13 protein-coding genes are annotated in these 13,714 nt (G+C 65.8%); 9 read left to right on the forward strand and 4 right to left on the reverse strand.

The features are described 5' to 3' along the window. Positions 1-8 precede the first annotated feature (8 nt). The 9 genes from HYR72_25265 (at position 9) to HYR72_25305 (ending at position 8,021) form a co-directional block, all read left to right on the forward strand. Positions 9-344 (forward strand): Hpt domain-containing protein, encoded by a 336-nt coding sequence (locus HYR72_25265; GenBank protein ID MBI1818304.1) that lies wholly within the window; start codon positions 9-11, stop codon positions 342-344. Between the two features lie 265 nt (positions 345-609). Continuing rightward, complete coding sequence (locus tag HYR72_25270) at positions 610-2,343, forward strand: chemotaxis protein CheA (GenBank protein ID MBI1818305.1); 1,734 nt, start codon at positions 610-612, stop codon at positions 2,341-2,343. Next, positions 2,319-4,079 carry a HAMP domain-containing protein gene (locus HYR72_25275; protein ID MBI1818306.1) on the forward strand — a complete coding sequence of 587 codons (1,761 nt, stop codon included), beginning with the start codon at positions 2,319-2,321 and terminating at the stop codon, positions 4,077-4,079. The genes HYR72_25270 and HYR72_25275 overlap by 25 nt, the downstream gene beginning before the upstream one ends. Positions 4,080-4,120: 41 nt before the next feature. Continuing rightward, a complete protein-coding gene (locus HYR72_25280) occupies positions 4,121-4,603 on the forward strand; it encodes a hypothetical protein (GenBank protein MBI1818307.1) in 483 nt (160 codons plus the stop codon). Between the two features lie 16 nt (positions 4,604-4,619). Next, positions 4,620-5,114: a purine-binding chemotaxis protein CheW gene (locus tag HYR72_25285; protein ID MBI1818308.1), complete on the forward strand. Its 495-nt coding sequence runs from the start codon at positions 4,620-4,622 to the stop codon at positions 5,112-5,114. Positions 5,115-5,130: 16 nt separating this feature from the next. Beyond that, positions 5,131-5,988 carry a protein-glutamate O-methyltransferase CheR gene (locus HYR72_25290; protein MBI1818309.1) on the forward strand — a complete coding sequence of 286 codons (858 nt, stop codon included), beginning with the start codon at positions 5,131-5,133 and terminating at the stop codon, positions 5,986-5,988. Next, positions 5,985-6,536, forward strand: coding sequence for a chemotaxis protein CheD (locus HYR72_25295; protein ID MBI1818310.1), 552 nt, complete (start codon positions 5,985-5,987; stop codon positions 6,534-6,536). Before HYR72_25290 ends, HYR72_25295 begins: the two co-directional genes overlap by 4 nt. Before the next feature lie 11 nt (positions 6,537-6,547). Continuing rightward, entirely contained in the window at positions 6,548-7,621 is a 1,074-nt protein-coding gene (gene cheB / locus HYR72_25300) for a chemotaxis-specific protein-glutamate methyltransferase CheB (GenBank protein MBI1818311.1), read from the forward strand. After that, the gene (locus HYR72_25305) at positions 7,596-8,021 is read left to right on the forward strand and encodes a response regulator (GenBank protein MBI1818312.1); all 426 of its coding nucleotides are present in this window, start codon (positions 7,596-7,598) and stop codon (positions 8,019-8,021) included. The genes cheB and HYR72_25305 overlap by 26 nt, the downstream gene beginning before the upstream one ends. Here the strand turns inward: HYR72_25305 and HYR72_25310 are convergent. From HYR72_25310 to HYR72_25325, 4 genes are all read right to left on the reverse strand, one after another. Beyond that, positions 7,961-10,363 (reverse strand): anion permease, encoded by a 2,403-nt coding sequence (locus HYR72_25310; protein ID MBI1818313.1) that lies wholly within the window; start codon positions 10,361-10,363, stop codon positions 7,961-7,963. The genes HYR72_25305 and HYR72_25310 overlap by 61 nt on opposite strands. An 86-nt stretch (positions 10,364-10,449) precedes the next feature. Next, complete coding sequence (locus HYR72_25315) at positions 10,450-11,700, reverse strand: ABC transporter permease (GenBank protein MBI1818314.1); 1,251 nt, start codon at positions 11,698-11,700, stop codon at positions 10,450-10,452. Further along, positions 11,697-12,923, reverse strand: a complete 1,227-nt coding sequence (locus tag HYR72_25320; GenBank protein MBI1818315.1) for an ABC transporter permease — start codon at positions 12,921-12,923, stop codon at positions 11,697-11,699. The genes HYR72_25315 and HYR72_25320 overlap by 4 nt, the downstream gene beginning before the upstream one ends. 11 nt (positions 12,924-12,934) lie before the next feature. Next, positions 12,935-13,684 carry an ABC transporter ATP-binding protein gene (locus HYR72_25325; GenBank protein MBI1818316.1) on the reverse strand — a complete coding sequence of 250 codons (750 nt, stop codon included), beginning with the start codon at positions 13,682-13,684 and terminating at the stop codon, positions 12,935-12,937. Positions 13,685-13,714 lie beyond the last annotated feature (30 nt).

The raw sequence follows: 13,714 nt of genomic DNA on the forward strand, positions 1-13,714 counted from the left end.
AGTCCATCGTGAACCTGACTATCGACAGAGATCTTGCCCTTGCACGAGTGGAGGGCGATGTGGAGTTGCTGCAAGACTTGGCGCAGATCTTTCTGGGAGAGCTGCCTCAACTCACCGATCGGTTGCGAACCGGGCTCGCCTGCGACGACGGCAAAGCGGTGCAGCATGCGGCTCACGCACTGAAGGGTTCGGCTGGGAACTTTGCCGCCACCGCCGTCTTCGAGTTGGCGAAGCAACTGGAGGCCATGGGCCGCGACGGCGACCTCAGCGAAGCCCCGATAACGTACGAGGCCCTCGAAGCGGAACTCGACCGGCTCAAGAACGCTCTGACCGATCTCGCCTGAATCCTCACGGTCATCGAAACGTCGCTGCACTGCGACGCCGGCTGCGCGCCGTGCGCCCCACCCCTCACTCTACACAATTCGCTGCGGGCGCCGCCCACCACCATCGGCGTGCACGGCGGCATCACATGGTCGGTCATCCGGGTTTCGGCGACAACGCAACTCCCCCCGCGCCGCCAAGCCGTCTCGCAGCCAACCACGCGCCCGCCTTCACGCTGGCACACAGGCCGCATGCTCTGCGGTGTGGCAACGACCACACCTTCGACCGATGAATGATCTGACACACGACCCAGCGGAGACCGAGGCCTTCCTCGACGAAGCGGACGAATCGCTGCGGCTGCTCGAACGGAATCTGCTCGCGCTGGAAGCGGCACCCGATGACGCGGAAGCGGTGAACGCCGCCTTCCGCGCCGCGCACACGATCAAGGGCAACAGCGCGATGATGGGCTTCGAAGACATCGCCACCTTCACGCACGCCGTCGAAGGCGTGCTGACCTGCCTGCGGGATCGGCGGCTGCCCTACGCCCGCGCGACGATGGATACATTATTGGGCTCTCTCGATGTTCTGCGCAATTTGCTTGGCGTCGTTCGCGGCGGCGCAACGGTACCCGCCACCCGCGACGCCTTGCTCGCCCGGCTCAGCGCGCTGGTCACACCGGCCGCCACGCCCTCCGCGGCGCCGTCTGCGAGCCTCGTGGTCGAGGGACCCGAACGTTCCGCCAGCATCGCCAGCGAGCCCGAAGCCGGATCGATCCGGGTGGCCACCGACAAGGTCGATCAGCTCGTCAACCTGGCGGGCGAACTCGCCATCACCCAATCGATGGTGGCTCAACTCGTCGCCACGTTCAGTACGGACAAGCTGCCCCTCCTCCGCCAGGCCGTCACCACCATGGAGCAGAGCGCGCGCGAACTCCAAGAGCGCGTGATGGGCATCCGCATGCTCCCGCTGCGCGGCGTCTTCGATCGCTTGCCGCGGGTAGTACGCGATCTCGCACACCAGTGCGGCAAACAGATCACGCTCGAGGTCACCGGCGAAGAGACCGAGATCGACAAAGTCCTCAGCGAAAAGATAGCCGACCCGTTGATCCATCTGGTGCGCAACGCAATCGACCACGGCATCGAAACGCCCGCGGTTCGACGCGAACAGCACAAAGCGGACAGCGGCCGGCTCACGCTTTGCGCCCATCAACAAGGCGGCCGCATCTTCATCGAGGTGGCGGACGACGGGCGCGGACTCGATCGCGACCGCATCCTCGCACGCGCGCGGGCCGCCGGGCTGGTGGCCGCGGGCGATGTGCTCAGCGACGACGATGTCTACCAGTTCATCTTCCACCCCGGACTCTCCACCGCCGAGGCCATCACCGCGGTGTCGGGGCGCGGGGTCGGCATGGATGTCGTCAAGCGCAACATCGCCGCGCTCGGCGGATACATCACCACGACTACCCAGCCAGGACACGGAACGTGCTTCCGCATCAGCCTGCCGCTGACGCTCGCCATGCTCGACGGGCAATTGCTGCAGGTGGGCGAACATGTCTACGTGCTCCCGCTGGGCAACATCGCCGAGTCCCTGCGGCCGCAGCGGGCGAATCTGCAACGTCTTCTCGGCGAAGGCGAAGTGGTACGGGTGCGCGGCCATGTGTTGCCGATTCTGCGCTTGCACCAGCTCTTCGATGTCCTTCCCGACACCACCGAGCTGACCGACGGACTCTTGGTCATCGCCGAAGCCGAGCGCGTCAAAGTCGCATTGTTCGTCGACCGTTTGCTGGAGCAGCAACAGATCGTCATCAAGCGATTGGACACCAACCTCGGTCGCGTCGACGGTATGGCCGGCGCAACCATTCTTGGGGATGGCCGCGTGGCTTTGATCCTCGACGTAGCAGGACTGATGACGCTCAGTCGGCGCCCCACCCGGTCGGCTCAAACGGCCGCCGGGCTTCCCATCGCGATGCACTCACCCAAACTGCAGCAGGAGCCCTTATGCGCACCGGAATCGGCAATCTGAGAATCCGCACCAAACTGTTGGGGTTGATCGGCATCTTGCTGCTCGGCTTCACCGGCTTTGGCGTGTTCGGGCGCCAAGTCTTGAGCACGGTCGCCGTCAACGGCCCCGTCTACCGCAGCGTAGTGCAGGGGCATGAACTCATCGCGGACGTCGCGCCGCCATTCGCCACCTTGCTCCCGTCCTATCTGATCGTCTTGCAGATGCTAGACGAGTCCGATCGGCCCACGCTGGACGATCTCGTCCAGCGCGGCCAGCAACTCCGCGAGCTGTACGAGGCCCGCCAGCACTTCTGGCTCTCGCAACTCCCCGACGGGGCGCTCAAGGACCTGTTGGCCGTGAAGGCGCACGTCCCGGCCATGCGCTTCTTCGATGCGCGTGACCGCGACTTCATTCCGGCGGTGCTGGGGGGCAACATCGCGCAGGCCGCCGTCGTGCTCCACACCACCCTCGATCCCGCCTACGAAGAGCAGCGCGCCGCCGTCGATGACATCGTCAAGCAGGGGCGCGCAATCAATGCCACCACCGAACAATGGGCGGCCGACTTTGTCCGCACGCGCGAATCAGCGTTCGCAATCATCGGCCTCGTACTCTTGCTGCTCGTGTCGCTCTCCGGCGTGGCGATCGCAGCCTCGATCTCGCGGCCGGTGAACCGAGCGATTGGCGTCATGAAGCGTACTGCGGAGGGGGATCTGACCCAGCGCTGGCACGTCACGACGACCGATGACATCGGAGAGCTCGCGCGTTGGTTCAATGTAGCGCTTGACCGGATCGACGGACTGGTCGCGCAGGTGCGGCACACCGCGACAGCGGTAGCCGAGGCCGCGCAACAATTGGCGGGCGCCTCGGCCCATCTTTCCAGCGGCTGCCAGGAGCAGGCCTCCAGTCTCGAGGAGACCGCCGCGTCGCTGGAGGAGATTACCGGCACCGTGAAGCAGAGTGCGGATAACGCGAGGCAAGTCACGCAGCTGGCGGCGGGCGCGCGCGAGAGCGCCGAGCGCGGCGGCGACGTCGTGAGCGCCGCGGTGGCATCGATCAAAGACATCGCGGTCTCGGCGGCGCGCATCGCCGAGATCATCAGCGTGGTCGACGAGATCGCCTTTCAGACCAACTTGCTCGCACTCAATGCCGCGGTCGAGGCCGCGCGGGCCGGCGAACACGGCCGCGGCTTCGCCGTCGTCGCCACCGAAGTGCGCAACCTCGCGCAACGCAGCTCATTGGCCGCCAAGGAAATCAAAGGCCTCATCCACGACTCGTCGCAACGCGTCGCGACCGGCTCGGAACTGGTGAACCAATCGGGACAGACTCTGCGCGCCTTGGTCAGCTCGGTCCAACAAGTCAGCGACCTGATTGCGGACATCGCCGCCGCGGCGCAAGAGCAAGCCGCCGGCATCACCCAAGTCAACACCGCCGTGACGCAGATGGATCAGGTCGTACAAGCCACCGCAGCGCAGACCGAAGAGTTGTCAGCGACGGCGCAATCGCTCGCCAGCCAAGCCGTCGAGGTCGAAACGCTCGTCAACCAGTTCCGCGTCTCGGCTGAACCGCCCAACGTGTGCACAGCCACCGACGATCCTGGGGTGAACAGTCACGTGTCGTTCAGGGCCGCGGGTGGCGTACCCATGGCACTCCCTCCACCGCCGTCCCCCGTTTGGCTGTCTGCCCAGGCTCACAATGTCCGCGTCGTGCGCGCGGGCAACGGAAAGCCCATCACACTCCATCACCGGACAGCAACTTAGTCCGCTTGCACGCGCGGTACGGCGACCCTACGGAGGTCACAGTGCTCAGTGCCATTCGCGCCCGCACCATCACGCATCGACGGCCTGCCCGTTTGCTGCTTTGCCGTCGGCTTTCTCCTCGACCACCCGCCGGCCAGCGGGTCCTCCGACAAACGTACGATGCCAATCGGATCGCGATCGATCACGTGCTGAAGATGGCCGCCACGCGCAACAGCCTTGACGAAGGGGACGCCGGCGGTTTCATCCGCGAGCGGACGTACGGCCTGATTGGGCTGGGCGTCACGAGCACACAGGTCACCTTCGGATTCGCTTCCCTCATCGCGCATGGAACTACGAGACCGATGCGTCATGCCGCCGAGGGCGGTGGTAGTGTCGTCGCGGCGACGCAACGACTCGCCGCCGCGACGAACGCGCTCCCGCGGGGCATCGGCGCCTCCGGCGGGCCCGGCGGTAAGCGAAGCGACCGGAGCCCCAGCGGGCAGGACGAAGCCTCCGCACCATATGACGGCATGGCGACGTGCTAGCACGCAGGAGATCCGCATGAACGTACAAGAACCCCCCGCCACTGCGCCACGCCAGCACCTCACATTCACGTTGGCGGAGCAGACGTACGGGATCGACATCCTCAACGTGCAGGAAATCAAGGGCTGGGCTGCACTCACGGCGATTCCGAACACCCCGCCCTTCCTCAAGGGCGTGATGAATCTGCGCGGCACCATCATCCCAGTGATCGATCTGCGCGTGAAATTCGGCCTGCCGGCCATCGCACCGACGCGCTATGCAGTCATCATCGTCGCCACCGTCGGAACACGCACCACAGGCTTGCTAGTCGACGGCGTGTCGGACGTTCTGGACTTCCGGGCCACCGAGATGCAGCCGCCGCCCGATCTCGGCGGCTACGTCGATGTCCGCTTCATCCGCGGGGTCGCCTGTGTCGAGGACCAGGTTATCACCCTGTTGGATATCTCCTGTCTGGTGGGCGACGACCTAGCCGCCATGGACCGGCCACCGGCGCAGATCGCGCGCGCCGTGTGAGGCGCAACGGAACCCGATGAACGCGGCCCTCGGCGATCGTGAGTTCGGCCTCTTGCGCGACCTCATCAAAATGCACAGCGGGATCGCGCTCAACGAGTGCAAGCGGCCGCTGCTGCAGGCACGCCTCGCGAAGCGGCTCCGACAGCTCGGCTTGCAGAGTTACCGCGAGTACTACGACTACCTCGTTCAACACGATCCCGGCGCCCAGGAGCGCGATCGCTTCATCAACGCGCTGACCACCAACACGACCGCGTTCTTCCGCGAGCCGCATCACTTCGACTACCTCGTGCACCAGTGGCTGCCGACCTTGCGCGCCCGTATGCTCCGCGGCGGCGCGCCCACGTTGCGGATCTGGAGCAGCGCCTGCTCGACGGGTGAGGAAGCGTACTCGCTTGCCATCACGCTGACCGAAGCGCTGCAACCGTTGCCGCGCTGGGACATTCACGTCCTGGCTTCCGACATCGACACCGAAGCACTGGCCACGGGGCGGGCCGGCGTCTATCCCGCCGCGAGCATCGACCCGGTTCCCGAGCCGTTGCGCCAGCGCTACTTCCAAACCGGCACGGGTGCCTCGACAGGGCTCGTACGAGTGGTACCTCGGATTCAACAGCTGGTCACCTTCACGCGCATTAATCTGCTCAGCGCGGCCTGGCCGGTCTTGTCGCGCTTTGATTGCATCTTCTGCCGCAACGTCATCATCTATTTCGACGCGCCGACGAAGCAGCAGGTGTTGAACCGACTGGCGACCGCGCTGCAACGCGATGGCCTGCTCGTGCTCGGCCACTCCGAGAGTCTGCTCGGCCGCGGCTTACGTTTCCACCACCTCGGGCACACGATCTATCAGGCGAACGATCCGCACCGTTGCACGACATGACGCAGCCCCGCCGACCGGAACGGATTCTCTTCATCGGGCAGGTCCACGCCTGTGCGAGCCCGCTCCTCCTGCGCACGCTCCTCGGCTCGTGTGTCGCCGTGTGCCTGTTCGATCCGGTCGCGCGCGTGGGCGGCATGAATCATTTCGCCCTGCCCAACGGACCCGATCGGCGCACGCACACCGACCGGGCGCGCTTCGGATTGCCAGCGATGATCGAACTCCTCGGTGCGCTGATGGCGGCCGGCGCTGTGCGCCACCGCCTGCTGGCGACCATCATCGGCGGTGGGCACTTGCTCTCGACGCCCGACTTCGCCAACGACTTGCCGCGGAGAAACATCGATTTCGCGCGACGATTCCTGGCGCGCGAGCGCATCGCGATCGTGGCTGAGGATGTCGGCGGGCACTACCCCCGCCAAGTCCGCTTTCACACCGATACCGGCGTCGTTGTCGTCACGCGCGGGCGCACGAGCGCTGGGTCGCGTGGCGGCCTGCGTCGAGTGCTAGTAGCGGCACTGGCCGCACCCGACACGGCTGGGGACAGGCACTGAGGCCCCACATCATGGCTCCGCGGGTTCGCGTTTTGATCGTCGACTCCTCTCCCTTCGTCCGCCAGGAACTTGCGCGCGCGCTGGCGCAAGACCCTGGCATTGATGTCGTCGGGACCGCCGCCGACGCGGACTTCGCGCGACGCAAGATGCAGTCGCTCAAACCGGACGTGGTCACGCTCGACCTCGCGATGCCGGATAGCGATGGCCTGGCCTTCTTGGCCCAAGTCACGCGCGATCCATCGCGGCCGATCGTCGTCGTGTCGGCGCGCAGCGAACCGGACGGAGAGACCGCGCGGCGGGCGCTGGAGCTCGGGGCGTACGCGGTCGTCAGCAAACCGCCTCAGGATCTCCGCACTCACCTCGGCGCCCTGACCGCGGACCTGCGTGAGACGATCGTAGCCGCGGCACGCACGCGCGCCCGCTTTCGTGCGCTGGCACGCGGGGCGGCAACCGCGCCACACCTGAAGGCCGACGACCTGGTCATCGCCATCGGTGTGTCAACCGGTGGACCGTTGGCGTTACAGACGGTGTTGGCGGCGCTGTCATCGTACACCCCCGGCATCGTCATCGTGCAGCACATGCCCGAACGCTACACGCGCGGACTCGCCGCACGACTAAATTGCGAGTGCGCGCTGGGCGTCCGGCAGGCCGTGGACGGTGATCCGATCGAGCCCGGCGTCGCTCTGGTGGCTCCTGGCGATCATCACCTGCAGATCACGCGCGACGGTGCGAGCCTGGGCGTACGAGTCGTTGACCAGCCCGCGGTGAACCACCATCGGCCCTCGGTCGACGTCCTCTTTCACTCGGTGGCGACACACGCCGGCGCCAACGCGCTGGGAATTATTATGACTGGGATGGGTGCCGACGGTGCAGCCGGCCTGCTCGCGATGAAGCAGGCTGGCGCCTTCACCATCGCGCAAGACGAGGCCAGTTCCATCGTCTTCGGCATGCCCAAGGAGGCCATCGGGCTCGGTGCCGTCGATCGCATCGTCCCGCTCGATCGCATCGCCACCGAAGTTGCGGCCTGGCACGCACGGCAGCGCCCACTCAAGGAGACCCATGAACACGATTCTGATTGTCGATGACTCCGCGCTCATGCGCCGCCTGCTCCGGCGGATGCTGGAGCCGCGCGGCTACGCGGTCGTCGATGCCAGCGATGGTGCCGGAGCGCAGCGCGGGTTCGCATCGGAGCATCCCGACTTGGTGTTGCTCGATCTCAACCTCGAGGCCGAGTCGGGTCTCGATGTGCTCGCGCAACTGCGCGACCTCGACAGCAACGTCCGCGTGATCATCGTGACCGCCGATACCGAAGAATCCACTCGCATCGCCATCGAGCAGGGCGGCGCCCGCTTGCTGCTCAAACCGTTCGAGCCCGCAACCGTCGCCGCCGCCGTCGCCGCGGCGCTCGCCGACCCGCCGCGATCCTACGGCAGCAACCCCAGCAACCGCCAGCAGGGAATCGCGGCCAGGATTGCGAGCAGGTAGATCAGCCCGTAGCTCCACGCCAGCAGCCGCACTTGCCCGTGCGAAAAGGCGCGCTCTTTGGTGCCGAAGTAGAGCGCCAGATAGTACGTACTCTGATACGGCAAGAACCACACCGCCACGGTTGTGCAGAGGACCAGCGTGATCGCCAACGGATTGATGCCCGCATGCGCGGCGATCGGCACCACCGTGATCGTCAACAGCGACACCAACGGGAAACTTGGCAACACGAAGCGCGCCGCGTAAATTACCAGCGCCATGACCAATAAGAACTGGGTGGGATGCTGGGTCATCGGCTCCAACAGCGGCGCCAGCAGCCCGATCGTCCACCGGTCGACCCCGACCGCCTGCACCACCGGCGTCAGCCCGAGTACGGCCCCCAGATAGAAAAGAAAGTCCCAATAGATCCCGGCGCGAAAAGTGGCGCGGTCGAGCAAGTTCGCTGTCAGCAACACCGCGAGGCCGGTCATCGCCACCCACGCGGCGTCGACACCATGGTATGGTCCGGTGATCCAGCCGAGCATCGCGCCGATGAGCACCAACCCGTTGACGATCTCGGCGCGTGATGCTGGGCCGAGCGCTTCGATCTGGGTTTCGATCAGGCCACGTGAGATCGTCGGTTGGAACTCCGGCGGGAACAGAAACATGGTCACGGCGAACCCGACGGCAAACGTCACCACCGCCAACGGCAACGCCGCCAACGCCCAACTGCCCCAGGTGATCTGGAAGCGCATGGCGGCCGGCAGCAGACCCCACGCGAGCAAATTCTCCGCCGCGCCGGTGAGAAAAAACGGGCTCATTTGTCCGAAGCCCAGCACGGCAGCCATTGCCAGGCCCGCCGAGCCGCTGCTGCGCCTGCCGTACCCGAGCGACTCCGACTGCGCCAAAATGATCGGCCCGGCGATGGCGACACCGGAAGTGACATCGGGAATCGCCGACGTGATCGCCGTGCCGCTCAGCGCCAAGCCAAGAGCTTGGCCGCGATAGGTCAGCGGGAAGCGCTGCAACACGCGCAAGGCAAGGCGAAACAACAAGCCGGAACTTTGTAGCGATGCCGCGATGCCAAGCACGCCGATGATGAGAAAGAACGGCGGGGTAGTGAAGCCTGACACAGCGACCTCGGGCGGCACCACCCGGAGCAGAATCCAGCCGATGATCATGCCGAGCCCGACCACGTAGTCGGGCAGCACGTCGAACGCCCAGAACACCACCGCCCACGCCAACAGCGCGAGCATGTGCATCCCGCTGGACGATAACCCGGCTGGCGGTGGCGCCACCCACAAGGCGACGCCCGCCGCGACACCCAGCACCGCCCCGAACCACCACAAGGCGCGCGCCGACTGGAAGCGATCCGCCACTCGTTGACGAAACGAAGTAGCCACCGCTTCCGTCGCCGCGGGCCGCAGCGTACGCTCCATGCGCTCGACCAGTGTCGGCAATAGTTCCGCGATCACGTGCTCGGGCAAACGACTGACCCAACCCTGCAGCAGATCGAAGCGATTGCTCGCGATTAACTCCTCGGTATGAGCCGCCAACAGTTCCGCTGCCGCCCGCCAATCACCAGCATCGAGCAGGTGCGAAATCGCCGGCTCGCGACGCCCCGCGGTACGATACAGCGCCGCCGCGCGGCGGTGCTGCTCGCGCACGCCGTCGGCACCCACTTCGGCCGTCACGTTCGCCAGCAAGAACTCGCGCACCGCTTCGAGATAGCTCACCACACCATCGAGGCGGGCGACCAATCCGCCCTGCGCCTCGATCGCGTTGAGTTCGGCCGCGGCATCGGTACTCCCGAGCAGATCGTGAATGATGGGCGGGTCCAGCGTAGTCAGGACCGCCGTGCCCATGAGGAACGCGCGCCGCGCTGGCGATTGCGCCCGCAACAGGACTTCCATCTGGCTCGCAAACGCGGATTGCACTTTTGAGAGTTCTTGATTGCCGCGGTACAGCCGGTCGCTGATCACCTCGGTGAAGTGCAGGATCAACCACGGGTTCTCTTCGATCAGCGCGTCGAACTTGTCCTTGGCCAACCGCCACACGACCACGTGATCACGCGCGACCACCGTCGCCGTGCGTGGCCGATCGGAGAACAGCGCGCGCTCGCCAAACCAGTCACTCGGACCGCTAACCGCCACCAGCTCACGCTGATCACCGCCGCGGTTGACGAGCACTTCGACGCTGCCGGACTTGATGATGTAAAAGTCGCGCGCTTCGTCCCCCTCGTAACACAACACCGTACCGGGCGGATGCGACTCCTCGCGCAAATCAGCGATGATCTTCGCGAAGCTGCCCGGCGGCAACTCAGCGAAGATCGGAATCCGCCGCAGCACGGTAGCGAGTGAATCCATGGCGCGGGCTATCTACCACAGCCCGGTCAAAGAGGAAGCAAAGCGCGGGATCCGAATCGGCTACGCGGGGAGCGGAGCTGACGGTTTCACTCTTCGCGCAAGGCGACCGCCGGATCGAGACGGGCGGCTCTCAACGCCGGAACAATCCCAGCGATCACGCCCACCCCGACGAGCATCGCGAACGACAGCAGCGCCAATCCCGGCGGCAGCGTCACCTTCGGCATCAGAAACTCGGCGCGCTGCGATAGGCTGCGTAACACACCCAGACCGAAGATGATGCTGCCGCCGAGACCGATGCCCACGGTCCCTGCACTGACGGTGACGAGGACGGTCTCACAGAGAATCTGCACGATGATGGCGCGCGGCGTGGCGCCTAGCGCCTTGCGCAGCCCCAACTCGCGCGTGCGCTCCGCCACCGCCACCAACATGATGTTCATCACCCCCACCCCGCCGGCGATCAGCGTCAACACGCCACAGGCAGTGAGAAAGATCTGCAGGGCGAAGCCGATCACTTCGGTCAGCTTCAGTGCGTCGGCGATATTGAAGAAACCGAGCGCCTCCTCGTCGGTCGCCTTGAAGTAGTGGTGGCGCCCGAGGGTCGTGCGTACCCGCGCGATCGAGGTCACGCCTTCCGGCCGTGTGCGCGGCTCGTAGATCACGTAGCCGATTTTGTCGCTGCCGGTGAATAGGGTCTGCGCCGTCGAGATCGGCATGAGCACCTGCTCGTCGTCGCGCGGACCCATGTTGACCATCTGCTCACCTTTCGGCACCGACACGCCGACAATGCGAAACGGATGGCCGTCCAAACGCACGGCACGGCCGAGACCGGACTGCCGGCCGAACAGGCGCCGCTCCACCGTCGCCCCGATCACCAGCACCCTTCGGCGCGCCGCCACGTCGGCCTCGGTAATGAAGCGGCCGCGTCCGACTTGAAAGTTACGGATGCTCGCCGCCGCCGGCCCGACCCCGTACGTCCACACCACTTTGATGTGGGCGCCGCCCTTGAGCACGCGCGCGCCACTCCACATTTCCGGCGCCACGTGCTCGACCAATGGCGATGCGATCAGCCGCGGCGGATCGTCCACGTCGAGCTCGACACGGCGGGCGTTGCGATTGCCGCCACCGGGCTTTGGCACCACACCGGGAAACACATAGACCACCTTGCGGCCGATCGCCTCCATCTTCTCGCGATAGTGTTCACGGTTGCTGTTGCCGACCGCGGTCAGGGCGACGAATAAGGCGATGCCCCACACGATGCCCGAACCGGTGAGCAGCACCCGCAACCAATGGACGCGAATATTCCGCAGCGCCTCGGCGCACAGATCCCGCAGCATCATTCCGCTCGCAACGATTCGGCCGGGTCCACCCGCGCGGCGCGCCAGGCCGGACCACTGCCCGAAAGCACCCCCACCAGCGTGGTGACCACCAGCGCCAACCCCACTACCTGGGGCACGATCACCGGTACCGGCACCACGTCGCGCGGCAGGGTCCCCAAGAGGACACAGCCGCCGAGCCCCAGCGCCAACCCGGTGAAGCCGCCGAGCAACGTGATGACCAAGGTCTCGATGAGAAACTGTCCGACGACGTGCCGTCGCAACGCGCCAACGGCGAGCCGCAGGCCGATCTCCCGCCGCCGTTCGTTCACCGACACCAACATCATGTTCATGACGCCAATGCCGCCGATGGCTAGCGTGCCGATCGCCAACACGATGAGAAACACCTGCAGTCCGGCGAACACCGAATCGAAGCCGGACAGAATGTCGACCATGCTGGCGATGAAGACCGCCTCCTCGTCGGCCGGCGACACGTGCAGCCGCCGCGCGAGAATCGTGCGCACTTCACGCTTCACCACTTCGTTCAGGCGACGCTCGGTCGGCCGCGTCATCAGCAGATCGACGTGCTCGCGCCCGGTCATCGTCATCGCGGTGGTGATCGGAATCCAAATCTGCTCGTCGATCTCGGTGCGATTGCGGCTAAGCTGCGTGCCGACGCGGTCGAGTAGGCCGACGATCTCAAAGCTCTGCCCATCCATGCTGACGCGCGCGCCAACTGCCGGCCGCGGGCCGAGCAGCCGCTCGCGCGCGGTCTGTCCAATCACCGCCACGCGGCGTTGGTAGCGAATATCGTCAGGCAGAATGAATCGTCCCGCCGCGAGCGTGGAGTCGCGCAGCGCTTGCGTCGTCGGCTCGACCCCGCGCACATCCACCGACCGTCCTGCCGCCGCTCCGCGCACGTACGTCCATTCTAGCACTTCCGCGCTCACCACTTCGGCATGGCGTGCCGAGGTGCGTACCGCTTGGACGTCGGCGAGCTTGAAGTTAAGCGTGCGCCGCTCTTCGGCGGGCGAGAGATCCTCGCCGACGCGGCCGGGAAATACGTACACGAGGTTCTTGCCAATCTTCTGCATGCCGCGATCGACCATGCCGTGGACGCCGACTCCCCAACCCACCAACAACACCACCGAGGCGGTTCCCCAGACGATGCCGAACATCGTCAACGCCGCCCACCGGCGGTGCAACCGCATGGTGGTCAGCGCTTGTCTGATGATGGCGAGAAGCATCACCCCATCCGCTACGATGGCACCGGCATCTTGTCTGTGTCCACCGGCAAGATACCGGTGCCACCCGATATCCGTTCGCCTATCTTGGACTGGGCCTCGTCGCGTTCTACAGCGCCATCACGCAAGCGCAGAATGCGCGTGACGCGTTCGCCGATGCGCGGGTCGTGCGTCACGACGATCACGGTCTGGCCGTCGCGATTGAGCGTCTCGATGATGTCCATGATGGCGTCGCCGGTGGCGGTGTCGAGCGCGCCGGTCGGTTCGTCGGCAAGAATCAGTGACGGGCGATTGATCAAGGCGCGCGCAATCGCCACGCGTTGCCGCTCGCCCCCGGACAGCTCGGTCGGTCGATGCGCGGCGCGGTCGGCGAGTCCGACGCGGTCGAGCAGTGCCAGCGACCGCTCGCGGCGTTCGTGCCGGCCGACGCGACGGTAGAGCAGCGGCAACTCGACGTTCTCCAGCGCGGTCAGGCGCGGCAAGAGGTTGAAGGCTTGGAAGATGAATCCAATCTGCTCGCCGCGCAGCGTCGCCAAGCCGACATCGTCAATCTGATCGACGCGTTGACCGGCGAACTCATACGTCCCGGAAGTTGCACGCGACAAGCAGCCCAGAACGTCCATTAGCGTCGTCTTGCCTGATCCCGACGGACCCATGACCCCAACGTACTCGCCGGGCGCGATGTCGAGGTCGACTTGCGTGAGCGCGCGCACCGCAGCCTCGCCCATGTCGTAGATCTTGGTGACGTTACGGAGCCTGATCAGCGGTCGTGCAGAGCTCACAAGACCATCCTG

This window comes from Deltaproteobacteria bacterium, from assembly GCA_016178705.1.
Taxonomy (GTDB): Bacteria; Desulfobacterota; Binatia; order HRBIN30; family JACQVA1; genus JACOST01.